General features: G+C 51.5%; 23 protein-coding genes and 2 pseudogenes. 23 read left to right on the top strand and 2 right to left on the bottom strand.

Annotation, left to right across the window (positions count from 1 at the left end; translation table 11 throughout):
- Nucleotides 1-822, top strand: an 822-nt coding sequence (locus AC3WT9_RS23730) for a lipoate--protein ligase family protein (protein WP_492407978.1), incomplete at its 5' end; no start/stop codon positions are given.
- A 648-nt stretch (nucleotides 823-1,470) separates the two neighbouring features.
- Here the strand turns inward: AC3WT9_RS23730 and AC3WT9_RS23725 are convergent.
- A complete protein-coding gene (locus AC3WT9_RS23725; protein WP_341089560.1) occupies nucleotides 1,471-2,250 on the bottom strand; it encodes a carbon-nitrogen family hydrolase in 780 nt (259 codons plus the stop codon).
- A 184-nt stretch (nucleotides 2,251-2,434) separates the two neighbouring features.
- On the opposite strand from AC3WT9_RS23725, the gene AC3WT9_RS23720 reads away from it, so the two are divergent.
- From AC3WT9_RS23720 to AC3WT9_RS23675, 10 genes and pseudogenes are all read left to right on the top strand, one after another.
- Nucleotides 2,435-2,866 carry a MarR family winged helix-turn-helix transcriptional regulator gene (locus AC3WT9_RS23720; RefSeq protein ID WP_341089562.1) on the top strand — a complete coding sequence of 144 codons (432 nt, stop codon included), beginning with the start codon at nucleotides 2,435-2,437 and terminating at the stop codon, nucleotides 2,864-2,866.
- 38 nt (nucleotides 2,867-2,904) lie between these two features.
- On the top strand, nucleotides 2,905-3,540 hold the full coding sequence (locus AC3WT9_RS23715) for a nitroreductase family protein (protein WP_341377183.1): 636 nt from the start codon (nucleotides 2,905-2,907) through the stop codon (nucleotides 3,538-3,540).
- 67 nt (nucleotides 3,541-3,607) lie between these two features.
- Nucleotides 3,608-3,904 carry a putative quinol monooxygenase gene (locus AC3WT9_RS23710; RefSeq protein ID WP_341377184.1) on the top strand — a complete coding sequence of 99 codons (297 nt, stop codon included), beginning with the start codon at nucleotides 3,608-3,610 and terminating at the stop codon, nucleotides 3,902-3,904.
- Nucleotides 3,905-3,935: 31 nt separating this feature from the next.
- The gene (locus AC3WT9_RS23705; protein ID WP_341380313.1) at nucleotides 3,936-4,409 is read left to right on the top strand and encodes a DinB family protein; all 474 of its coding nucleotides are present in this window, start codon (nucleotides 3,936-3,938) and stop codon (nucleotides 4,407-4,409) included.
- A gap of 123 nt (nucleotides 4,410-4,532) precedes the next feature.
- Nucleotides 4,533-5,048, top strand: a pseudogene (locus AC3WT9_RS23700) (aminotransferase class I/II-fold pyridoxal phosphate-dependent enzyme); the annotation flags it as partial.
- Between the two features lie 274 nt (nucleotides 5,049-5,322).
- The gene (locus AC3WT9_RS23695; RefSeq protein ID WP_341089569.1) at nucleotides 5,323-6,921 is read left to right on the top strand and encodes a phospholipase D-like domain-containing protein; all 1,599 of its coding nucleotides are present in this window, start codon (nucleotides 5,323-5,325) and stop codon (nucleotides 6,919-6,921) included.
- A gap of 62 nt (nucleotides 6,922-6,983) precedes the next feature.
- A complete protein-coding gene (locus tag AC3WT9_RS23690) occupies nucleotides 6,984-7,361 on the top strand; it encodes a hypothetical protein (protein ID WP_341089571.1) in 378 nt (125 codons plus the stop codon).
- 119 nt (nucleotides 7,362-7,480) lie between these two features.
- Nucleotides 7,481-7,807 (top strand): ArsR/SmtB family transcription factor, encoded by a 327-nt coding sequence (locus AC3WT9_RS23685; protein WP_038585474.1) that lies wholly within the window; start codon nucleotides 7,481-7,483, stop codon nucleotides 7,805-7,807.
- 107 nt (nucleotides 7,808-7,914) lie between these two features.
- Entirely contained in the window at nucleotides 7,915-9,690 is a 1,776-nt protein-coding gene (locus AC3WT9_RS23680) for a SulP family inorganic anion transporter (protein ID WP_341089572.1), read from the top strand.
- A 203-nt stretch (nucleotides 9,691-9,893) separates the two neighbouring features.
- The gene (locus AC3WT9_RS23675) at nucleotides 9,894-10,595 is read left to right on the top strand and encodes a DUF1361 domain-containing protein (RefSeq protein WP_341377185.1); all 702 of its coding nucleotides are present in this window, start codon (nucleotides 9,894-9,896) and stop codon (nucleotides 10,593-10,595) included.
- Here AC3WT9_RS23675 and AC3WT9_RS23670 read toward each other — a convergent pair.
- Nucleotides 10,571-10,909, bottom strand: coding sequence for an MGMT family protein (locus tag AC3WT9_RS23670; protein WP_341089575.1), 339 nt, complete (start codon nucleotides 10,907-10,909; stop codon nucleotides 10,571-10,573). The genes AC3WT9_RS23675 and AC3WT9_RS23670 overlap by 25 nt on opposite strands.
- 76 nt (nucleotides 10,910-10,985) lie before the next feature.
- Between AC3WT9_RS23670 and AC3WT9_RS23665 the strand changes: the two genes are divergently transcribed.
- The 12 genes and pseudogenes from AC3WT9_RS23665 to AC3WT9_RS23610 all read left to right on the top strand — a co-directional run bounded on the left by AC3WT9_RS23665 (nucleotide 10,986) and on the right by AC3WT9_RS23610 (nucleotide 22,475).
- Nucleotides 10,986-11,495: a DUF2569 domain-containing protein gene (locus AC3WT9_RS23665; protein ID WP_076112829.1), complete on the top strand. Its 510-nt coding sequence runs from the start codon at nucleotides 10,986-10,988 to the stop codon at nucleotides 11,493-11,495.
- A 255-nt stretch (nucleotides 11,496-11,750) separates the two neighbouring features.
- Nucleotides 11,751-13,301: a spore germination protein gene (locus tag AC3WT9_RS23660; protein WP_341377186.1), complete on the top strand. Its 1,551-nt coding sequence runs from the start codon at nucleotides 11,751-11,753 to the stop codon at nucleotides 13,299-13,301.
- Nucleotides 13,302-13,315: 14 nt separating this feature from the next.
- Nucleotides 13,316-14,452 (top strand): Ger(x)C family spore germination protein, encoded by a 1,137-nt coding sequence (locus tag AC3WT9_RS23655; RefSeq protein ID WP_341377187.1) that lies wholly within the window; start codon nucleotides 13,316-13,318, stop codon nucleotides 14,450-14,452.
- 1 nt (nucleotide 14,453) lies between these two features.
- On the top strand, nucleotides 14,454-14,657 hold the full coding sequence (locus AC3WT9_RS23650) for a hypothetical protein (protein WP_341377188.1): 204 nt from the start codon (nucleotides 14,454-14,456) through the stop codon (nucleotides 14,655-14,657).
- A gap of 28 nt (nucleotides 14,658-14,685) precedes the next feature.
- Nucleotides 14,686-15,792: a GerAB/ArcD/ProY family transporter gene (locus tag AC3WT9_RS23645; RefSeq protein ID WP_341377189.1), complete on the top strand. Its 1,107-nt coding sequence runs from the start codon at nucleotides 14,686-14,688 to the stop codon at nucleotides 15,790-15,792.
- Between the two features lie 146 nt (nucleotides 15,793-15,938).
- Nucleotides 15,939-16,508 carry a DJ-1/PfpI family protein gene (locus AC3WT9_RS23640; protein WP_341377190.1) on the top strand — a complete coding sequence of 190 codons (570 nt, stop codon included), beginning with the start codon at nucleotides 15,939-15,941 and terminating at the stop codon, nucleotides 16,506-16,508.
- A gap of 37 nt (nucleotides 16,509-16,545) precedes the next feature.
- Nucleotides 16,546-17,178: a hypothetical protein gene (locus tag AC3WT9_RS23635; RefSeq protein WP_076112825.1), complete on the top strand. Its 633-nt coding sequence runs from the start codon at nucleotides 16,546-16,548 to the stop codon at nucleotides 17,176-17,178.
- Nucleotides 17,179-17,218: 40 nt separating this feature from the next.
- Nucleotides 17,219-17,515 (top strand): antibiotic biosynthesis monooxygenase family protein, encoded by a 297-nt coding sequence (locus AC3WT9_RS23630; protein WP_341377191.1) that lies wholly within the window; start codon nucleotides 17,219-17,221, stop codon nucleotides 17,513-17,515.
- A 19-nt stretch (nucleotides 17,516-17,534) separates the two neighbouring features.
- On the top strand, nucleotides 17,535-18,347 hold the full coding sequence (locus tag AC3WT9_RS23625) for a phosphotransferase family protein (RefSeq protein ID WP_341377192.1): 813 nt from the start codon (nucleotides 17,535-17,537) through the stop codon (nucleotides 18,345-18,347).
- A 24-nt stretch (nucleotides 18,348-18,371) separates the two neighbouring features.
- Nucleotides 18,372-18,917 carry a DUF1697 domain-containing protein gene (locus tag AC3WT9_RS23620; RefSeq protein ID WP_341377193.1) on the top strand — a complete coding sequence of 182 codons (546 nt, stop codon included), beginning with the start codon at nucleotides 18,372-18,374 and terminating at the stop codon, nucleotides 18,915-18,917.
- 328 nt (nucleotides 18,918-19,245) lie between these two features.
- Nucleotides 19,246-21,409, top strand: a pseudogene (locus tag AC3WT9_RS23615) (glycosyltransferase family 39 protein).
- A gap of 82 nt (nucleotides 21,410-21,491) precedes the next feature.
- Nucleotides 21,492-22,475, top strand: coding sequence for a glycosyltransferase family 2 protein (locus AC3WT9_RS23610; protein ID WP_341377195.1), 984 nt, complete (start codon nucleotides 21,492-21,494; stop codon nucleotides 22,473-22,475).
- Nucleotides 22,476-22,487: the final 12 nt, after the last annotated feature.

Genomic DNA, 22,487 nt, shown 5'->3' with positions numbered 1-22,487 from the left:
GAACATGCTGTGATGGCAGGAGATGCTGGAGAGGCGGGAGGCATGCTGGTTCCCTTTGCATTTGAGGAGACGCTGTGCCGGGACATTGGAGCGGGACTGGCCCCTCCAGCCCTGCATCTCTGGAGTCATCCCGCAGGTGTTGCGCTGGGCTTGCGGGACAGCAAACTGCCCCGCGCAGATGAGGCGATGGCCGGGCTTGAGCGGCGCGGGTTTCGTACAGCGGTCCGTCACTCCGGGGGGGCTGCCGTGCCGCTGGATGCCGGGATCGTCAATGTGGCGCTGGTCCTTCCCAAAACTCCGGGCAAGCTGGATTTTCATGACGATTTCCGGCTGCTGGCTTCCCTGATTCAGGAAGCTGTAGCGGTAAGCCATCCGCAGGCTGCGGCGTTGATCCAGGCCGGAGAAATCACCGGTTCCTATTGTCCCGGTGATTTCGATCTGGCTATCGGCGGCCGCAAGTTCTGCGGCATTGCCCAGCGGCGGCAGAGCAGCGCGTATTTCGTTCACGCGTTCGTTGTGGTCTCCGGCTCCGGGCAGGAGCGCGGGGAGCTGATCCGCGGATTCTATGAGACTGCGTCCGGCGGGGACGAGTCTTTGGCTTATCCGCGGGTCCGCCCGGAGACCATCGCCGCGTTAAGCGAACTCGGCGGGCCGGCTTCGGCGGCGGTGTTCGTCTCAAGCATCCGGCAGGCGATATCCGGGCGCGGAGTGCAGCTTAAACCGGCTGCCCTCTTAAGGGAGGAGACAGGTTATGACCTGCAGTATGCGGATCAGCGTGTGCTGGAAGCAGCACGGGTGCTGCGGGAACGGTATGCCCGCTGAGATTTGTGCGTCTGCAGGGGTTGAGCTGGATTCTGAGCTAAAGCTTGAGTTTGAGTTGGAACTGGGGTTTGAGTTTGGGGTTTGGGTTGGGCGATTCCGGCTAAATCCCACAAAAGGTGCTGCAAGACAGCTGCTTTAAGCAGCTGCGGCAGCATCTTTTGTTATGAGGTGATAAGGAACCGCAATTTTACGGATATATGCAGAGCTGAACGCAAGTTTGCAACTAATCCCGTGCCCATGTTAACCCGCACAGTGTCCACGGTAATAAGAGGCACTGCTAAGCGGATAGCTGCACTCCATACAACTAATCCCGTGCCCATGTTAACCCGCACAGTGTCCACGATAATAAGAGGCACTGCTAAGCGGATAGCTGCACTCCATACAACTAAAACCTGGCCTTTTAGGCCCTGCAAGGAGATAACTGCACTCTGTACACTTAAAAAGTGTCGAACCGGCCCAAACATAGCTTTCCGGCATTTTTAATTGCAGAAAATACACTTATTCCCAAGAAATCTCCATTTTGGACCTAATTAGTTGCAGTAAATACATCTATATGGTGCGGTGTAATGAGTATATGGTGCGGTGTAATGAGACCGCTGTTTTGTTCAAACTATATAGTTTTTGTTTCGGCTTTTCTGCAGGCAGCGGCTACGTATACAGCTCTGGCCGTCTGTCTGAGAAGATCGGAATCTGCTGTCTTACCTCCCGTACCTTCTGCAAATCAATAACGCCGCTCAGGATTTCCTCGCTTTCTCCGGCCTCACATATAATGTCGCCCCACGGATCAATGATCATGGAATGCCCTGCGAAAATGTTCGCCGGATCAGCCCCGGCGCGGTTGCAGGCAACGACGTAGCATTGGTTTTCGATTGCCCGGCTGATCAGCAGGGCACGCCAGTGGGACAGCCGGGGCAACGGCCATTCTGCGCTGATGAACAGCACCTCCGCCCCGAGTGCCGTATGGGCACGCACCCACTCCGGGAAGCGGATGTCATAGCAGATCAATCCGGCGCATAACGCGCTGTCCAGGCTGAACAGCCCCTTGGCTTCTCCTGGCTGAAGATACAGGTGTTCATCCATCAGGCGGAACAGATGCAGCTTGCTGTATTCCCCGGCAAGCCCGCCATTACGGCCAAAGACGAACATGCTGTTGGTGATCCCGCCAGCCTGCTTGTTGGCTACGGAACCGGCAACGATGTTGATGCCATATTCGCGGGCAAGGCCGGAAATAAAGTCCTTCGTAATCTGCCCCTCTGGATCGGCAATTTCATCAAGCCGCGTTAGATCGTATCCGGTCGTCCATAATTCGGGGAGAACGAGGCAGTCAGGACGAGTTGCCGCGGCCTGGCGTATTTTGTGTTCAGCCGCTACATAATTTGCCTTTGGTTTGCCAAATGCTATATCGAGCTGAATCAGGGAAATTTTCATATTTCCAGCCTCCTCTTTCATAATTATTGATAAATTAGTTGACGGGTCAAACATATCGGTGTAAACTACTTTTTATCAAAAGGATTTTGCGCAATATATTTGCGTTAGTGTATTCTTTTTAAATCTAGTCTTGTACAAAGCAATCCACAGTAGTGTAGCTTATAAAACTTTAAGGGGGTTAATTTTGACTGAACATCTGCCTGAGGAAGAAGAGCGAATATTAGAACTGCTGCAGGCGCTGAACAAGGGAATCAGCCCCAAGTTTGAACGTTGTGCAGGCATCAGCCCTACGCGGCTCCGCCTGCTTCACGAGCTGTTTCAGGTTGCAGAAATTAGCCAGATTTCGCTGCAAAAGGAAGTCGACATTGATGCTGCAGCTGTCACCCGCCATTTGAAGGGGCTGGAGGAGAACGGCATGATCTCCCGCCGCAACAATCCTGCTGATAACAGGGTGACTTTGGTCTCGCTCACTGAACAAGGACGGGAGAAAATTCTCTCCTACAAGGAGGAGAAGATCCGGTTCCTCCGCTCATTGCTCACCGGATTTGAAGGGCAGGAGCTCAAAGTGCTTATAGATATGCTTACCCGGCTGCAGCAAAACATCGATTTACTGTAGCCTGACTTATATACCAATTATAAAGGAGATTATTACAAATGAATGCTACCAGAACCAACGATTTCAATTCTATTATTACAGGCCGCCGCTCGGTCCGCAAATATGATACCTCCGTCAAAATCAGCAAAGAGGAAATGACCGAGATTCTAACTGAGGCTACACTGGCTCCTTCCTCGGTCAACATGCAGCCTTGGCGCTTCCTCGTGATCGAAAGTGTGGAAGGCAAAGCCAAGTTGGCTCCTATCGCCCGCTTCAATCAGCTGCAGGTAGAAACCTCCGCAGCAGTTATTGCCGTATTCGGCGACTTGAACAATTTTGATTATGCTGAACAGATTTACAGTACGGCTGTTGAGCGCGGACTTATGCCTCAGGATGTCAAAGAGAATCAATTAACCCGTCTGGCCAGCCATTTCGCGACACTGCCAGCAGATGTGAACAGAGAGACTGTGATGATTGACGGTGCATTGGCTTCCATGCAGCTGATGCTGGCTGCCCGTGCCCACGGCTATGACACCAACCCTATCGGCGGATTCGAAAAGGACCAAATTGCTGAAGTCTTCGGTATGGACAAAGACCGTTACATCCCGGTTATGCTGATTTCGATCGGCAAAGCGGATGGAGAAGGATACGCATCCGTCCGCCTGCCGATTGACACTATCGCCGAGTGGAAATAAGAGCGTAAGCTCCCAATTTCAGAGTTATGAAGTTCATTCTGACAAAACCATTAGGAGGAACAAAATTATGATCATAATCCACGTTTTAATGCAAGTGAACCCTGAACGCGAGGAGCAGTTCCTGGCTGAAGCCAAGACGCTGCTTGCAGCAACTCATGAGGAAGAGGGCAACCTCTCTTATGAGCTGTACAAGCACGCCGCGCAAGAGAATGTATATATTATGGTCGAAACCTGGCGCGATGCAGCTGCTGTAGGCAGCCATAACACAAGCCCTCACTTCACGGGATTTGCCGCTAAAGCAGGCGAGTTTCTGACTGCGCCGCTGGATATGAAGGTATACAACGGTGAACTGTTGCAGCAGTAAGGGCAGTGTAACAAGTGGGGAGGGATAGGGAATCGTTCATGCAAAGGATGTTCTGGCCAATCACTTACTAGCCAATGCCAATGATCCAAGCTGGTATTCTCCGTTCGCGCAGGCGGTTGAGGGTTTAACAGAGGAAGAGGCCTTTTGGAAGCCTGGCGGGAACAGCAACAGTATCGCTGAAATTACGCAGCATCTGCTGTATTGGAACAATGCCTGGCAAACCAGATACCATCTGGGCCGGGTAGATGCTGTTCCTCCGGTTGAGGATAACAACAGCAGTTTTGTCATACCGGAGGGCACAGCCTTTGATCAGTTAAGAACGAAGCTGCTGGAGGTGCTGCTTGGTTGGCAGCCGTTGCTGCAGGAAGACAGACTTGAGGCTAAAGCGGCAGGGTTTCCTGTGCCGGCGGAATGGTGGGAGATTATCAGCAACGCGGCAATGCACAATGCCTATCACATTGGTCAAATCGTATTTATCCGAAAGTTTATTGGCAGCAGGGAATAACTGTATCCAGGAAGAAAAGAGCACTCCACCAGGACATTGTCCACCAGGAGGCTCTTTTTTTTGTATTATAATATGAATGACGATTACAGCAAGTAACCTCTGAGGAAAGGGTGACCATTGCCAGTGAATATTTTTGAGCCTTCCGATGTGTTGAATGCTTTGCCCAAGCAGTTCTTCGCCGCGCTGGTTGCCAAGGCTGGCCTTGTCGCTGCCGCAGGACATGATGTGATCCATCTTGGACAGGGGAATCCTGATATGCCTACACCGGCCCACATTGTAGAAGCACTGCAGGCGGCAGCGGTTAACCCGCTGAACCACAGGTATCCGCCGTTTCGCGGCCACAGCTATCTCAAGGAAGCTGCAGCCAGCTTTTATAAGCGGGAGTACGGAGTGGAGCTGGATCCGCAGCAGGAGATCGCCATTCTGTTCGGCGGGAAAACCGGGCTGGTTGAAGTGGTGCAGTGTCTCCTCAATCCGGGGGATACAGCACTTGTGCCGGATCCCGGATATCCTGATTACTGGTCAGGCATCGAACTGGCCCGGGCGGTCATGGAGATGATGCCGTTGACTGCGGAACATGGATTTCTGCCAGCCTATGGGGACATCAGCCCGGAGCTAGCCGCCAAGGCTAAGCTGATGGGTTTTGGTGCTTATGGCGAAGGTTATGTGCGGGTTGGGCTGGTAAGCGATGAAGCGCGGCTTGCAGAAGCGGTGGAACGGATAGCGGGACTGAAGCTTTTTTGATCCGGTGCAACCATAACGATTTGACGGATGAAATAAGGCGATTTTGTATGAGGCATTTGCGTGTGCGGGTAGCGGCTGTTTATAAGTAAATCCTGAGGGGTATCTAACCTTAGCCCGATCAGAGACCTATGTGCACCTGAGAGGAAGGCAGTGGAAGGAGGACTTACATATGAACAACAAACTTCCGCAAGCGGAATGGGATAACAGGGTAGAGCAGGATATCATAAATGTTGTGAATTATTATTTATCCGGTGGCTCCCTGAAGGCTGCAAAGGAAATGGACAAGGCCCAGGAGCTGCTTGCCGATGTATTGAATGGCCGGGAGGCGCGTGCGCACCGGCAGGCTCTCGGCGGAGTGATTACAGAGATTCGCCAGTTGTCCGGCATACCGGGTATTAGCGGGGAGCTGCTTGAACGGCTTGCGCTTGAAGTCAGCGGACTGGACTCAGATAAGCTTCGAATATTGGCTCCGCAGACGACACGTCATAACCGGGTAGACCCTTATGTGAACGGACCGCAGTGCCTGGAAATGATCCTTGAGGAAATCGGGAAGGCGCGCCGTTATATTCATCTGTCCATAATGCTATTCTTTAACGACCATTCGGGAAATCTGATTGGGGCAGCGCTGCTGCAGGCACTAAAACGGGGTGTCGAAGTCCGCATCATGGTGAATTATACGGTTACCGCACTTGGCTATGGGAAGAATCTCGAGGTGGGTAAGTTCTCCAAGATCTCCACAATGCTGGAGAATGCAGGGGCCAGGCTGCTCGATACGTTCAACTCCTATTATTCTGCGGCAGAATGGAGTGAGAAACGGGCCGAGCTGAAGTCCCGTGGGGTATCCGAAAGTATTCTCTTCCTGCAGGATAAAGTACAGGAGGATGTGGAGATTACAGGACTCAATGTCATTGACCACCGGAAATTCATGGTCATTGACGGGATTACTTCGATTGTCGGCAGCCTGAACTTCGGGGATCAATATACGTATCAGACACCGATAGAGGCCTCTTCACCGGTAGAAGTAGACGGCCGGCCGCTGGGTATTCCAAGCGGTGAGGAGGAGTGGCATGATGGCTGCTTCCGGATTCAGGGCGCGGCGGCGTTGCCGCTGAATGCTGTTTTTCAATCAAGATGGCTGTTGCTTGGGGGCGATCATTTTGATCCGGAAGATGACTTCTACCATCCTGATATAAATTATGCATTCGGTGAGGAGGAGTGCACGCTCTTCGTGAGTTTTCCGGGCAACCCTGTTAATCTGATCCAGCAATATTATTTGGATTTAATTACTTATGCAGCCGAGGAGACGGTGATCGTGAACCCCTATCTGATTGATCAGGCCTTCTGGGACCGGCTGGGTGAGCTTGGCCCGGACTGTTCCTGCCATCTGGCCATATGCAATCCGCTGGAAGTCAATGACCACCCGACGAACCGGGCGGCTGTACGCAGCAATATGTATGAGCCTTTTCTTAACGGTGTTTCTTTTTATGACTACAGCTTTACGGGGCGCTTCTCCCACTGGAAAATCACCTATGACCACAGGTCGCGGGCCGTTTTTCACGGCTCCTATAATATCAATGAAAGAAGCGCCTGCCATGACTTTGAGCTGGGACTGCTGGTCAAGGGAGTAGGATTCGCGAAGAAAATTAAATCCATGATTGATTATGACCTTGGCGTTTCGAAAAAGATCAGCGACAAGAAAGAGTTCTTCAAGCATCCGTGGATGCATCCCAGCACTTATCTAAATAAGGCAACCCAGAACTACACCTGATCGTTAATGGGGTCACTATCCTGTATAATAAACGGTAACACTATGATGATGGAGCGGAAGAGATGAACATTACAATATTACGGAACGGCCCCCGTAAGAACGAAGTGTATTTTGCTGCGGAGTATGGCGAAGGCAAGGGGATATGGAATGGTAATCCTGTGAAAGCGGGTGAGGAGCTTGAGGTCGAATTTGAGCTCTCCCCGCTATTTATGCGCTGGGTGGATATTGTGCCTGTAAGCGGCGTGGAATACGGCATCCGAATGGATGGGGATAAGATGATCTTAACCGGGGTGCTGGAGAATATTGAGGCAGACGGAACAGGTTATCTGCGGATTGCCGGCGACCTGATCATGTTCGAATGCCTGGGTGAGCCGATGGCGCTGGGCGGCTATGTGGAGATCCGGACCGGAGAGCTGGGGATGTATCCCGTATTCTTGTAAGCGGGGCGGGGTGCTGCAGCCGTATACGGCATGCAATTTACTGCCGGCATAGCCACTGCACAAGAAATGAGCTAAGATAACAATAGATTTGAAGTAAAGCTATGAGGAGCAGAAGTCCAATGAACAGCGATATTCAGCAATTTAAGACGGAATTTTTCAAGGCGCTGGCTCATCCGATGCGGATCCGCATCCTGGAGCTGCTGAGCGAAGGCGAGAAGAATGTGAACGAACTGCAGGCGATTCTCGGCTCGGAAGGCTCCGCCGTATCCCAGCAGCTTGCTGTACTCCGCGCCAAGAATGTAGTAGCCAGTGTAAAAGAAGGAACCACCGTCATTTATTCTCTGCGCGACCCCCTGATTAAAGACCTGCTGGCGGTGGCCAGACAGATATTCGATAACCATCTCGTGAATGCCATTTCACTCCTGGAGGGCATCCGCAGCGAATAACCCCGGACCATCCGGGGGCGGATTTCCCGTTGACAAGAGCGGCAGGCAGGAGTAATGTTGCTCTTATATTCAAATAATCAGATATTCAAAGAAAAGAAGGTTAGATGATGACAGGGTGGGGCCGCTTTAAAGGCTACAGCATTGCTTCTCTGCGTAAGGATATCATTTCAGGGACGATCGTCGGCGTTATTGCCATCCCGCTTGGGATGGCTTTTGCTATTGCCTCGGGCGTGAAGCCGGAGTACGGGATTTATACAACCATTGTCGCAGGTATACTAATCTCCTTATTCGGAGGTTCGAAATTTCAGATTGGCGGACCTACGGGAGCCTTTATACCCATTTTGTTCGCGATCGCCATGGAGTACGGGTACGAGAACCTGCTGATTGCAGGAATGATGGCCGGAGTCATCCTCGTCGTTATGGGGCTGCTGAGGCTGGGAGTTCTGATCAAGTTTATCCCGAAGCCGGTAACCATCGGCTTTACGGCAGGGATTGCCGTCATTATCTTCAGCGGGCAGATTGCCAATTTCCTCGGCCTGAAGGATATGGAGCGGCATGAGAGCTTCGTGGACAACATGCAAGAGATCGGCCAGCATATCTCAACGGTCAATCTGTACAGTGTTCTGACAGCAGTCATTTGTCTGGCGGTTGTCGTGCTTGGCATGCGTTTTGCACCCAAGGTGCCGGGATCGCTGATCGGGTTGCTGTTCGCAACGTTAGTTGCGGTGCTGTTCTTCAGCGGCAAGGTGACTACGATCGGCTCTGCATACGGCGATATTCCAAACACGCTGCCGAGTTTTCACTTTCCGGTGATCACCTGGGAGCGGATCAGGCAGCTGCTTCGTCCGGCGTTTATCATCGCCATGCTGGGGGCGATTGAGTCGCTGCTGTCGGCGGTGGTAGCCGACGGGATGACTGGCAGCCGCCATGACAGCAACCGTGAGCTGATCGGCCAGGGTATCGCGAATATAGCCGCACCTATGTTTGGCGGCATCCCGGCCACAGGTGCAATTGCCAGAACCGCCACCAACATTCGCAGCGGGGCCGCATCCCCGCTGTCGGGAGTGATTCACGGTGTCGTAGTGTTCCTTATTCTTCTGCTGTTTGCGCCTTATGCTTCCAGCATTCCGCTTGCAGCCATGGCGCCGATCCTGATGGTGGTCGCCTGGAATATGAGCGAACGCAAGGAATTTCTGCACCTGCTGAAGCTCAAAACCGGGGATTCCCTGGTGTTGTTCCTTACCTTCCTCTTAACGATATTTGCGGATTTAACGATTGCGGTAGAGGCCGGGCTGGTGCTTGCCGTAGTCCTGTTTGTGAAACGGATGGGTGAAGGGCATCTGGTATCTAAGGTGTTGCCCGACCCCTCGTCGGTCAAGGTAGAGGCGCATATGGTAACGGAGAGCCATGACTGCCCGCAAATCGGAATTTATAATGTGGAAGGCCCGCTGTTTTTTGGAGCAGCCTATAGATTCGAGTCAACGATGCCGGAGCTTGGACCGGACCTTGCAAAAATTATATTGCTGCGTATGGGCAAGGTGCCGTTTATGGATACCACCGGGGAGGCCAATCTGTCTGGACTGGTGAAGCAGCTGCAGGCAGACGGAGGAAGGCTAATGATCTCCGGTATTCAGCCGCAGCCGCTTGATCTGCTGAAGAAGACGGGACTGTACGATAGAATTGGGGCTGCGCAGTTTTTTGACCATACTGGAGAAGCGATCAATGAAGCGCTGGAACTGATCAATCCGGTCCGCTGCGCCGGCTGCCGGCATGGGGCGTTTCGGGAATGCAGCGCGTTGTGCGGCCTTGAAGAATCGCCGGGCCGCAGCGTCTTTAGAGCCCGCAAACCGGCAGTGGCGGGTAAACTGGGCAGCGAAGTTTAAGCACGCACTGCCGAACCAGCGGGAACAGCATGGGCCCATCCCTGTGTTGCTAAATTTCACCATAATATAACAGCCCGGGTGCATTTTGCCCGGGCTGTTATATTATAATGGACTAATGACTGCCAGATTTGTACAATTAACGTAATGAATCTGTTCTATACTGGAACAGATCTCACTACGATTGATAAGGAGACCGCAACCTAATGAAGGAATTGAATTATCCTAAAGTATTCATGCTTTTGGCAGGACTGTCACTGGCGACGCTGGCTGTCTACCGTGTGGTCTCGCTGCGGACCGATACGTTTTTTGACTTTTTGCTCTGGAACTTCTTTCTGGCCTGGATTCCCTTTTTATTCTCCATGGCCGCTTACGGCCTGGATAAGCGTAAGGTTTCCGGGCTGCTGCTGCTGCCGCTTGGCATAGCATGGCTGCTGTTTTTTCCGAATGCGCCCTACCTGATGACCGACCTGCTGCATTTGACGATCAGAAAAAACATATATTTCGTAGACGGAGTTGTTCAGAGCCGGTATTGGTACGATTTAATTACCTTGCTGCTGTTCATCTGGAGTGGCTGGCTGACCGGTTTTTTCTCCCTGTACCAATTTCAAAGCGTCATCTTCCGCAGAAGCAATCTGCTGCTTTCCTGGATTTTTGTCCTCGCAGCCTGTGCGCTGGGCGGATATGGCGTATTGCTCGGCCGGGTATACCGGCTCAACAGCTGGGATGTTCTGACCGACCGGCATCAGCTCTACCAGCTGGTGGTTGACAGCCTGAACCGGCAATCGCTCTTCTTCAGCCTGTTCGTCGCAGCTGTTCTGCTGGTCATCTATGCCACGCTGTATTTCCTGCTGAATGGTCTGGGCTCAGGGAGTGTGCAGGCTTATTCCAAAGGCGGAAAAAGATAATCGTCCTGCTCCGGATGGAACTGAAACAACTCCAGGTCGATCACGCCATCATCATCAAAAAGAACGCCTTCTCCCAGCAGATACAATCTTTGTGTAGAGACTGCCTCATCTTCGGCAAGTGCAATTTTGCCCTGGGAATTAACAACTCTATGCCAAGGCAGCTTGTATTTGCGGCTCATGGAATGGAGAATGCGCACGACCTGCCGGGCCGCCCTGGGGCTTCCTGCTGCACGGGCGATCCCGCCATAGGTCATAACCTTCCCCTCGGGGATGGATTGAATAATACAAATAACCTTCTCTGTAAATGGTGTCATAACGGCTCCTTAAGCTTACGTAGGCAGTAGTATCTTCAGATCATTACAATGAATTATAACAGAGGGGGCATGTGGTTTGGGAACATTGATACCCGATAAACGCGGGATGAAGCTGATGTCCAATGAGCCGAAGGGGATTGGCGGCTGGCTGGTGCTTGTGCAGATTGGACTTTTTCTTACTATTTTTACTTTGATTTTATCTGTAATTCATTTTTTCTTCACAACGCTTGGCGGAGAGGTATGGGATATACTTACTTCACCGGATTCTAACGTTTATGACCCGCTATGGAAGCCGACATTGATTTTCGAATTGGCAGGCAACGTTGTCTTTCTTTTATTTGCTGCTTTTCTGGTCGTGTTGATGTACCGCAAAAAGGCTTCTTTTCCGCGTTGGATGATCCTTTTTTATGCCGCCAACACGCTGTTTCATATCGTTGATTACGTGCTGCTCACCAATATTCCGCTGCTTGCCGAGTTCGGAGAGGATCCGGACGTGCAAAGTATTGGCAGAAGCATGGTTCTACTCCTGGTATGGATTCCTTACTTTATACGGTCGCGCCGAGTGCGCAACACATTTATCAATTAACTACATAGCACACTCTTCAAGAAGGAGCCGCAGCCGCGGCTTCTTTTTTTGCAAATATAAGAATTTATAGGCTTCACGCTATAAATTATCCTTCTATTTCTCGCTGAAACGGAAACCCTCCTTTTGAGGACGGCGAAGCCGTTTCTACTTGTGAGAGACAAGCTCATAATTTCCTCTACAGCAAAAAGTTGGGGAATAGGAGTTAGAGTGTCGGGGGATAATCAGATCAAAAGAATAGTGACGGGAGTGAATACTGTGAAGAATACAGAGGCTGTGGAAACACGCGACCGTTCTTCCGGCAAAATAGCTTCTTCCCAGCCGCTCAGTCCCTCATTGGATGAGACGGTGGCTCTATTCCGGCGTATCTTCAGCAACGACGGGACACTGAGAGTGCGGATTATTGAGAATACAAATAACACGCGGATCCGCTGTGGTCTGATTTATGTGGATGGGATGACCGACCGGGATTTGATTCAGAATGGAATTACCAAACCGCTGATGACTCATCAATTCCCGGACAAGGATCTGGGAACCCCGGCAGAGCTTATGGAACTAATCCGCCTTCAGATTATAAATATCAGTGACATCATGGTTTCTACAGATTTGGATGAATTAATAGGGGCGATAGTCGGAGGGAAAACGGTATTTCTGCTGGACGGATACGCCGGTGCGCTGAATATTAATGCCCAAGGCTGGCAGACCCGCGCTATTGAAGAACCTACGACCGACAAAGCGGTCCGGGGCCCAAGGGAAGGCTTCAATGAATCGCTGATGACCAACCTGACCCTGATCCGCCGCAGAGTGCAGAATTCCGATTTGAAGTTTGTATTTACCGACATTGGTACCCGTTCTAAAACCCAGGTCTGTATCTGCTATATGGAAAGCCTTGCTTCACCGGATATTCTCAAGGAGCTGCATGTAAGGCTTGCGGGGGTGCAGCTCGACCATTTGCTGGATACCGGCTATCTGGCCGAGCTGATTCGTGATGAACCGTATTCGCCTTTTGAGATGATCGGCAGTACAGAACGGCCGGATTCGGTGGTGGGCAAGATCATGGAGGGCAGAATTGCCCTGCTGATTGAAGGAAGTCCGTTTGCCCTGACGCTGCCCTATGTTTTTGTAGAGAATTTTCAGGCCAGTGAGGATTATTATATCGGTTATATGTTTTCTACGTTCAACCGTTTGCTCAGAGTGATGGGAGCCTTCATGTCCATCAGTATTCCTGCGCTTTATGTCGCACTTGTTACTTACAGCCAGGAGATGGTTCCTACATTGCTGCTGCTAAGCATTGCCACCGCACGATTATCAGTACCCTTTCCCACAATAGTTGAGGCAATTCTTATGCTGACCATCTTTGAGATTCTGCGTGAAGCGGGGGCGCGGATTCCCAATTCCATTGGCCAGGCGGTCAGCATTGTAGGCGCGCTGGTGCTGGGCCAGGCAGCGGTGGATGCGCGGATCGTCAGTGCCCCGATGGTCATTGTTGTGGGCCTTACGGGGATTACCACCCTGCTGAATCCCCGGCTCACCGGACCGTTAATCGTAGTCCGGGTCCTTTTGCTGCTGATGAGTTTCCTTTTTGGAATCTACGGCTATTTCTTCGGCTTGCTCGGTTTGGTCATCCATTTGATGAGCCTGCGCTCCTTCGGAGTTCCCTATATGCTCGGGGTGGGCTCGATCCGGCCGCAGGATATCAAGGACACCGCCATCCGTGCACCCTGGTGGGACATGTATTTGCGTCCGGCAATCATCGGGGCGCGCAACATGAAGCGGAAGCCACCCAAGAAATCGGTTAAGCGTTTATGAACAGGGGACAAAAAATGCTGTTAGCGCTGCTCTCTGCAATGCTCCTGCTTGTCATGCCGGGCTGCTGGAATTATACCGAAATTGATGATATGTCCATCGTAGCCGGTGTTGCCATCGACAAGAACAAGGCGGACGGCAAGCTGCAGATGACAGTGGAAATGGTGGACACCCAGGGTGGGCTTCAGCAGAATCAGGCAGGCTTCAAGACGCTTAGTTTCACAGGAAATACTATATTTGAAATTGCCCGCGATATGATATCGACGACTGGCAAGAAGCTGTTATGGAGTCACGCCAAGGTGATTATTTTCAGTGAAGAAGTTGCGCGGGAAGGCTTGATCAAAGCGATAGACTGGTACAGCAGGGATACAGAGACCCGGTCCGATGTCTTTATTTTTGTATCCGAACAGAAAAATGCACGGGATGTAATTAACCAGAACAGTACAACAGAAGCGATTATGTCCTTTGAACTGGCACAGATGATGCGTGATGAAAAGTATGTCAGCAGCGCTCCGGTTGTGGAAATCTGGGATTTCATCGACAAGCTTGAGACCTCAGGGTATAGTGCCGTCGCACCGCTGGTGTATATCAATGAGAAGAACGGGCGGAAAAATGAGCGTGTGGATGGAACTGCAGTATTTGTAAAGGATAAAATGGTCGGGAAACTGAACGGGAAAGAGACAAAAAGCATGCTTTTCGCCAAAAATGATATAAAAGGTGGTGTACTGGAGGTGAATAATGCGCAGGGGACTCCCGCTTATTCCCTTGAAATTTTATCAAGCAGGACGAAAGTGAGGCCAATAATGATAGATGGTAAAGTTCATATACAGATCGATACAGTGACGCATACCGGGCTGGATGAAGTAATGACTGCAGCGGGTTTATCCAGCAACGAGAACATAGCGGCTATTGAAAAACGCGCAGGCGAGGATTTGCAAAAGGAGATACTCTCCTTAATCCATAAGGCGCAGAAGGAATACCATGCCGATATCTTTGGCTTTGGCGAAGCTGTTCATGAGCATCTGCCCAAGACCTGGACTAGGCTCCGCGAGCAATGGCCGGATGAATTTGTCAATCTGGATGTGGACGTCAGCTCCAAGGTGATCATTCAGAGCACTGCCAAAACAACGCGGGCGATTAAGCTGGGGGATTAGCATGGTCATTTATGTAGTGCTTATGTATGCCTTTGTCGTGTTTGTTGACCCCTATGGTCTGCTCAAGCAAGGGAAGAAGCGGGATTTTTACGTTTGTTCCGCGCTGTGCCTGATCTCCTTCTCCCTTGCTTTTGCCTTGTCGATGCATTGGGAAATTCCCAGTCCCTCAGAGCCGATCGTTTATTTGATTAAAAAGCTGTTCTAGAATGCACTCCTGAAAGGAGGGGGAAGACATGAGCAAAGAAATCGTTCCGGCGGGACAGTCGATCAGCATAGCGATCCTGTTTATTATCGGCAGTTCGCTGTTCATGGGAGTCTCGGGGCAATCCGGCAACAGCAGCTGGATCGGGCTGATTATTGCCATTGTGCTGGCGGTTCCGCTTATGCTTCTCTACGCGAGGCTCCATAAGCTTTTCCCGGGCAAGGATCTGTATGACATGCTGCATGCGGTGTTCGGCCCTATTCTCGGGAGGTTGTTCTCCTGCCTGTATATCTGGTATTCCTTGCATTTGGGATCGCTTGTGCTGCGGAATTTCGGGGAGTTCAGCAAGACGGTTGCCTTAACCTCGACACCAATGTTAGCGCCGATGCTGATCATCGGCCTCCTCTGCATTTGGGTGGTGAACGCGGGACTTGAGGTGCTTGGGAGAAGCGCCAAATTTCTGCTGCTGTTTACAATAATGGCGACTGCCTTAGCGCAGCTGCTTTCCATTCCCAAGTATGAGTTCCATTATTTGAAACCGCTGCTGGAAAGCGGCTGGGGACCTGTCTTTACAGATGCATTAGGCTCCTTTACCTTTCCGTTTGGCGAAATTGTAATTTTTCTCGGCGCGTTTAGTGTGCTCCCGAAGAAAGGTTCAGCGTTTCGTGTGCTGCTCAGCAGCCTGCTGATTGCAGGAATCATTATGCTCTTCGTTACCTTGCGGAATTTGCTGGTGCTGGGTCCCGAGATTTTATCCAGCCTGTATTTCCCCTCTTATGTCGCGGTGAGCAGAATTAATGTGGGGGATTTTCTCACCAGAATCGAAGGCTCCTCCTCCATTACTTTTGTAACTGCGCTGTTCATTAAAACGAGTTTGTGTCTGTATGTAGCCAGTAATGGAGTAGCTAAAGTGTTTAAGCTGAAGAGCTACCGTTCCGTTGTGATGCAGATGGGCCTGATCATGGTCTATATGTCTGTCTTTATCTACAAGGATATTCTTCAAATGCAATACTTTGCCTACCACATCTACAAAATTTATGCCCTGCCGTTTCAGGTGGTCATTCCGCTATTCTTATGGACTATTGCCGAGTTTATGTCCAGAAAAGCGAGCCGCAAGCAGACAGTCCCGCAGCCGTAGTGCCGGATCTGAAAAGCTTGAAATCCGTCTCCTCCCGGGCCGGTTTTTTTTGCGATTTCCCAGCTGCAGGGAAGATAGCTATAATGATAGTCATAGAGAATAGGATGTTTGCGACCGTAAAGGTGGAAGGGGCTGTTAGCTTAACGATGAATACATATGTACTTGTATATAACAGCTTTGTTCAGTTTGAGGTAGTTTTGGCTGCTTATTTTATGAAGACACAGAGCGAGGTCCACACCTTGGGGCTGAACAGTATGCCCGTTATTTCCTGTGAGGGCTTCTCTATTAATCCGTCAGCGGTACTCGGGAATATGGATGTGAACGCTATAGATCTGCTGGTTATCCCTGGGGGTGAAGTGGGAGAGCTTGCTGCGAATGAGAGTCTGCTTGCCTTGATCCGCAGCATGAACGCTGCAGGTAAAACGGTCGCGGGTATTTGCGGCGGGGTTACGGTGCTGAAAGCTGCCGGGGTTCTGGAAGGCAGATCCTATGTGGACAATCAGGAGGGCAGGGAAGCTGCGGAGAATGCCAAAGGATTGCCCGACGCGGGAACATCAGACGAGGTCAATGTAATCAGGGACGGGAATATTCTTACGGCTAAGCCCAACGGGTATGTTGATTTTGCGCTTGAACTCGGCAGGATGATGGACATTTATCAGGACGAGGCTGATCTTCAGGAAACGATTGATTTCTTTAAATATTTCAAATCCGTTTAGAACGGCTGATGACGGATAACGGGAAGGAGAAGGCATTATGAGTGTATCACGTATCGTTATGTCCTCACATTGGGGCAGGGAAGTCAGACATAAATATGTGGCCCAAGGCGAAGCGAAGGCACTGGCTGTCGTCTTTCCGGGGAAGGATTATTCCGTGGAGCGCTCGCTGCTCGATTATGCGGCCAAGGTGGCCCGGGAACATGGCTGTGATCTGCTGCTGCTGGAGTACGGCTATCAGAGTGCACGGGCGGACTTTAAGCGCGAAGACATGGATATCGTTATAGAGGAATGCAAGGCGGCGATTGCTGCGCTTCCTGCACTTCCCGAATATGAACAGCTGCTGTTCATCAGTAAAAGCATGGGTACGGTCATAGCCGGAAGAGTGGCGGCTGAAATGGGTGTCCAGCAGAAAACCTCCCATCTTTATTTGACACCGCTTGTAGACTCCATCCCCTGGATAAAGCAGAGCCGGGGCAGCATGATCTACGGCGGCAGCGATCCGCTGTTCAATGAACAGCATTCCGCTGAGATCACCGGACTGCAGAACATCAGGGTATACAGGATCGACGATGCCAATCATGCGCTGGAGGTAGGCAGCGTCAATGAGTCACTGGCGGTGCTTCTGGTGATTATTAATTTCTATCATGAATTTTTCCGCGATGCATTGTAGCATTGAATAGCCATCTAATCTATCTCAAGGAGTGGATCGAATGATACTAGAAGCGGCAATGCTTCAGGTGAAACCGGGAATGACAAGTCAATTTGAAGCAAGCTTTAAGGAGGCGTCTCCGTTAATTGCTTCTATAGAAGGCTATTTGGGGCATGAGCTGCAGCACTGTCTGGAGGATGACCACAAATATCTGCTGCTGGTCAAATGGCGCAAGCTTGAGGACCACACCGTCGGCTTCAGGGAATCCGGGCAATATCAGCAATGGAAGGCGCTGCTGCACCATTATTACAGCCCATTCCCGGCCGTAGAGCATTTTGAACGTATCCATTTGGAATAAACGGGAGGCGTAACATAAGATGCAGGGGAAGCAGGTTGGAAAAGGGCGCACGGCAGAGGTGTGGGAGCATGGCGAAGGAAGAATCATTAAACTCTACAACGGGGACATCCCGGAGCCGTATGTGGAACGGGAATATCTGGTCAGTAAATATGTATTTGAACAGGGTTTCTGCACTCCTGAGCCGCTGGAGCTTGTCGGGATTGACGGACGTAAAGGAATCGTATTTCAGCAAATTCAGGGCCGTTCCCTGCTGGGGATGATCAGCGGACAGCCCTGGCAGCTTGGCAAATATGCCAAGCAGATGGCTAGACTGCATAATAACCTGCATCAGTTGGAGGGAACAGAAGACTTTGGCCGGCAAAAGGCGGAGCTGAGAAAAAGCATTATTGCAGCACCCATGCTCACCATGGAGGAGAAGTCGGCGGTGCTGGACCACCTGGAAGGACTTCCAGAGGGGAATAAGCTGTGCCATGGAGACTTTCACCCCGACAATGTGCTTATCAATGAACAAGCCTGGATCATCGACTGGATGACCGGTATCATGGGGAATCCTGCCGGTGATGCGGCGCGTTCGGTGCTTCTCTTCAGTATGGGCGCTATGCCACCAGGAGCCTCCCAGATGGCTAAATTCGTTATAGGTTTTATGAGACAAAGGCTTACCAAAGGATATATCCGGGAATACCTCGCATTATCGGGGCAATCCTATGCCGCAATAGACGGTTGGATTCTGCCCGTAGCGGCGGCGCGCCTTGTTGAGGGTGTTCCTGTGCAGGAGAAGGAGCAGCTTGTCCGGGAAATCCGTAAACGTCTGAGCAAGAGTTCGGCCATTTGAATTACCTATGGGAAGAGGTGTGCTATGACTACATATATTGCGCTGCTGCGCGGCATTAATGTCGGCGGCAACAAAATCATTAAAATGCAGGATTTGAAAAGCATGTTCCAGGCACTGCACTTTGAGCATGTCCGCACCTATATCCAGAGCGGCAATGTTGTATTTGAAAGCGCGGAAGGGTCAGGCCACCAGCTTGCTGCAGTGATCGGAGAGCAGATCCGGGAGACCTTTGGTTTTGGCGTATCCGTAATTATCCGCAGTCTGGAAGAGCTGGAAGCAGCGATTGCGGGCAACCCATTTCAGCTTACGGAAGCTGACGAGTTCAAGCGGCTGTATGTCTCCTTTCTGGCTGATGAACCTACGGCAGAGGCACTGGAGAAGCTGCGTCCCTACGAGGATGGAGCGGATAAGGTGCGGGTAACAGGCAAGGAGATGTACACGCTGTATGAGGTGAGTGTGAGCCAATCGCCGCTGTTTAAGGTTCAGCTGGACAAGCTTCTCGGGACGCCTATTACTGCCCGCAATTGGAATACGGTAAACAAGCTGGCTGCATTAGGACGTTCGGTTTAGAATACAAATCACGTAATTATGGTTTTGCGGTTTATGCAATCTGCTGCATTTATGTACATAGCAGTCTTTAGACGAAGCCCTGGATTCCGGGGCTTTTTTTGTATTACTCGCAGAAAAGAATCCTTCGGCGCGATACCAAGTACAGCCAGCACCCGGAAGCCTGCGTTATTAGGAAGGCTATGCCGCTCTCCTGGCTTTCAGCAAACATTCAGCCACATTTCATTATGAGTTAAGGTACGGATGCAATAATACAGCTAATCAAAGATTGGGCCGGGGGGCAGAGCACTGCCGGAATGATTGAGTTATAGAGGAATGGGAGTGGAGAAAGATGAGACTGCTTAAGAAGCTGGGTTCAGATGTTGTGCTGCTGTGCATCTTGCTGCTTGCAGCGTTTCTGTACGGCTATGGAATCTGGAATGATCAATATGTAAATACGTACTATACCACTGCGGTGGGCAGCATGATGCAGAGCTTTCACAATTTCTTCTTCGCATCGCTTGACTCAGCAGGTTCAGTAACGGTGGATAAGCCGCCGGTTACATTCTGGATTCAGACGGTCAGCGCCCTGATCTTCGGGCTGCATGGCTGGAGCGTCATCCTGCCTCAGGCACTTGGCGGTGTAGGGTCAGTGCTTCTCGTATACCTGATGGTCAAGCCAACCTTCGGCAGAACCGCAGCACGGTTGGCGGCACTGGCCATGGCTTCCACGCCGGTAGCCGCTGCTGTCAGCCGGACGAACAATATTGATGCCATGCTGGTGTTCACGCTGCTGCTGGCAGCATGGTTTTTGTTCAAAGGAACAAAGACGAATAGAATCGGCAGTCTTCTCGCTGCATTTGGGCTAATTGGAGTTGCCTTCAATGAGAAGATGCTGCAGGCATATATGGTTTTACCGGCATTTTATCTCTTTTATATTCTGGCCGGCAAAGTGAACTGGAAGAAAAAAACCGGGGTTTTGGCAGCCTGCACCGCAGTACTTCTGGCGGTTTCACTCTCCTGGGCCGTCATTGTCGATTCCATTCCAGCGAGTAAACGGCCCTATATGGGCAGCAGCGGTACCAACTCTGTATTAAATCTGGCCTTTGGATATAACGGGGTATCCCGTTTAACCGGCGACCGCAGTACTGGCGGCGGAATGTTCGGCAGTGGCGGTGAGATGCCGGCAATGAACGGTGGGATGCCTGGGATGAACGGTGAGATGCCGGCAATGAACGGTGGGATGCCGGCGTTAAATGGTGAGATGCCGGCGATGAATGGAGCTGACGGCGAACAAATTGACGGCCGGGGAACAGCTCCGGGCCAAACCGACGGCTCAGCCACCGGAGGCCAATCCTCCGAGGATGGAGGAATGCCAGGGCAGGCACCGGGAAGTCGAACGGATGATGGAGGACGGCAGTTCGGCGGCGACGGGGACCAAGGCAATCGCGGCGGCATGAACGGCGGAGGTGGCGGAATGTTCAATACGGGGACAGCTGGTCCCCTGCGGCTGTTCCAGTCCGCTCTGTCTGGTCAAGCCAGTTGGCTACTGCCATTTCGTATTGTTCGGGTGCATCGGTATCTTTGCCAGCCTGCGCAGAACAAACTTCACGCAGAAGCATAGGGAAGCACTGTTCTGGCTGGCTTGGCTGGTGCCGGTCATGGGATTCTTTAGCATCGCCGGATTCTTCCATCAATATTACCTGATTATGATGGCACCGCCGATTGCTACGCTGGCTGGAGCAGGCTGGTCCCAGCTCTGGAGCTATTACAAGGAACGTTCAACCTGGCTTTCCTGGCTGCTGCCGCCGGCAGTTCTCACAACAGCGGTTTTTGAATGGTACATTATTCATCCTTATGACGACACCATCGGCAAGGGCTGGGCGATTGGGGTTCTGGCAGCAGGAATGATTGCCGCCCTTCTGCTCTTGATTCTTCGAATAGTTAAAGATAACAGAAGGCCATTTGCCCAAGCTGCAGCCATCGCCGGTCTGCTCGTACTGTTGATCGGTCCGCTTTATTGGGCATTTACACCGATCACCTATGGCTTGAACAGCATGACCCCGGCAGCAGGACCTGACAGCAGTGAAAGCCGCGGAGGCATGGGCCCAGGTGGAGCTGGAGCTGGAGGCGGCAGAAACAGTACCGCCGGTGTGAACGAGACTCTGCTGACCTACCTGAAGGAGCATAATACCGGCGAGGAGTATTTGTTCGCCGCTATGGATTACGGAACGGCAGGCCCTTACATTATCGACGAAGGTGAATCGGTTGTGATCCTGAACGGGTTCAACAGTTCGGATGTGCCTTATACGACCGACACCCTGAAGGCCCTGGTAGAGAGCGGCAAAGTGAAATACTTCCTCGTTACCAGCGGCGGTATGGGCGGCGGACGCGGCGGCAATTCCGATATCACTAGATGGATTACCGAGAACGGTACAGAGGTGCCGTCAGCCGATTGGCAAGGTACAGTAACAGGCAGCAATGGCGGAACCTTGTACGAGATCACCCTGAACTAGTTCTGTTTGCCGGATATACGTGAAGCGCGCCGCATTATTTGTCCGGCGCGCTTCATCACTACAATTTGAGGAGGAGCTGCTCATGGGCTACAACGTGCGCTATTCCATAATTATACCGATGTTTAATGAAGAGGCAGTGATTCAGGAGACATACCGCCGGATCAAAAAAGTGATGGGAACGACAGGTGAGCCGTATGAACTGCTCTTCGTCAATGACGGCAGTACTGACAACTGTGCGCAAATGATTGAAGAATACAGCTACTGGGATGAAAGTGTGAAGCTGATCGACCTTTCGCGGAATTTCGGGCATCAGATCGCGATAACCGCGGGTATGGATTATGCACTGGGCGATGCGGTGGTCATTATCGACGCCGATTTGCAGGACCCGCCGGAGCTGATTCTGGACATGATCACAGAATGGAAGCAAGGTTATGAGGTTGTATACGCCAAGCGCATCAAACGCCGCGGCGAGTCCTTGTTCAAAAAGTGGACGGCAAGCGCCTTTTACAGAGTGCTGCGCTACTCAACGGACATCTCGATCCCGGTGGATACCGGAGATTTCCGGCTCATTGACCGCAAGGTCTGCGATGAGCTGAAACGTCTGCCGGAGAAAAACCGTTTTGTACGCGGCCTCGTCAGCTGGGTGGGCTTTCGTCAAAAGGCGATTGAATATGAACGCGATGAACGGCTGGCGGGAGAAACCAAATACCCCCTCAAGCGGATGCTCAAGCTGTCTCTGGACGGCATCACATCCTTTTCCTACAAACCGCTGAAGCTGGCGGGATACTTGGGAGCGTTGCTGTCCGCTTCCGGGTTTCTCTACCTTATGTATGTGCTGTACCTGGTGCTCTTTACGGACGAGGCCGTTAAGGGCTGGGCGTCGATGATCGGGATTACTTTGACCTTTAACGGATTCGTTCTTATTATGCTGGGCATTCTCGGTGAATATGTCGGCCGGATTTATGATGAGTCCAAGGGCCGTCCACTCTATATCGTCCAGGAGTGCTATGGCGGCAAAAAGCAGCAGGATGTGCGGGAGCGCAGAATGGCTCCTCTTAACAAATAACGAAGGGAGCGA

The organism is Paenibacillus sp. EB106-06-01-XG199 (genome assembly GCF_058791575.1).
The sequence above is the reverse complement of the archived record's forward strand: the minus strand, read 5'-3'. Positions and strand labels throughout refer to the sequence as shown.

What these genes read in the sequence shown, in the direction of transcription:
- AC3WT9_RS23610 (WP_341377195.1), top strand. Translation starts at nt 21,492, where the DNA reads ATGGGCTACAACGTGCGCTATTCCATAATTATACCGATGTTTAATGAA.
- AC3WT9_RS23715 (WP_341377183.1), top strand. Translation starts at nt 2,905, where the DNA reads ATGAATGCTACCAGAACCAACGATTTCAATTCTATTATTACAGGCCGC.
- AC3WT9_RS23685 (WP_038585474.1), top strand. Translation starts at nt 7,481, where the DNA reads ATGAACAGCGATATTCAGCAATTTAAGACGGAATTTTTCAAGGCGCTG.
- AC3WT9_RS23645 (WP_341377189.1), top strand. Translation starts at nt 14,686, where the DNA reads ATGAGCAAAGAAATCGTTCCGGCGGGACAGTCGATCAGCATAGCGATC.
- AC3WT9_RS23625 (WP_341377192.1), top strand. Translation starts at nt 17,535, where the DNA reads ATGCAGGGGAAGCAGGTTGGAAAAGGGCGCACGGCAGAGGTGTGGGAG.
- AC3WT9_RS23655 (WP_341377187.1), top strand. Translation starts at nt 13,316, where the DNA reads ATGCTGTTAGCGCTGCTCTCTGCAATGCTCCTGCTTGTCATGCCGGGC.
- AC3WT9_RS23680 (WP_341089572.1), top strand. Translation starts at nt 7,915, where the DNA reads ATGACAGGGTGGGGCCGCTTTAAAGGCTACAGCATTGCTTCTCTGCGT.
- AC3WT9_RS23640 (WP_341377190.1), top strand. Translation starts at nt 15,939, where the DNA reads ATGAATACATATGTACTTGTATATAACAGCTTTGTTCAGTTTGAGGTA.
- AC3WT9_RS23650 (WP_341377188.1), top strand. Translation starts at nt 14,454, where the DNA reads ATGGTCATTTATGTAGTGCTTATGTATGCCTTTGTCGTGTTTGTTGAC.
- AC3WT9_RS23635 (WP_076112825.1), top strand. Translation starts at nt 16,546, where the DNA reads ATGAGTGTATCACGTATCGTTATGTCCTCACATTGGGGCAGGGAAGTC.
- AC3WT9_RS23690 (WP_341089571.1), top strand. Translation starts at nt 6,984, where the DNA reads ATGAACATTACAATATTACGGAACGGCCCCCGTAAGAACGAAGTGTAT.
- AC3WT9_RS23620 (WP_341377193.1), top strand. Translation starts at nt 18,372, where the DNA reads ATGACTACATATATTGCGCTGCTGCGCGGCATTAATGTCGGCGGCAAC.
- AC3WT9_RS23710 (WP_341377184.1), top strand. Translation starts at nt 3,608, where the DNA reads ATGATCATAATCCACGTTTTAATGCAAGTGAACCCTGAACGCGAGGAG.
- AC3WT9_RS23695 (WP_341089569.1), top strand. Translation starts at nt 5,323, where the DNA reads ATGAACAACAAACTTCCGCAAGCGGAATGGGATAACAGGGTAGAGCAG.
- AC3WT9_RS23725 (WP_341089560.1), bottom strand. Translation starts at nt 2,250, where the DNA reads ATGAAAATTTCCCTGATTCAGCTCGATATAGCATTTGGCAAACCAAAG.
- AC3WT9_RS23630 (WP_341377191.1), top strand. Translation starts at nt 17,219, where the DNA reads ATGATACTAGAAGCGGCAATGCTTCAGGTGAAACCGGGAATGACAAGT.
- AC3WT9_RS23670 (WP_341089575.1), bottom strand. Translation starts at nt 10,909, where the DNA reads ATGACACCATTTACAGAGAAGGTTATTTGTATTATTCAATCCATCCCC.
- AC3WT9_RS23675 (WP_341377185.1), top strand. Translation starts at nt 9,894, where the DNA reads ATGAAGGAATTGAATTATCCTAAAGTATTCATGCTTTTGGCAGGACTG.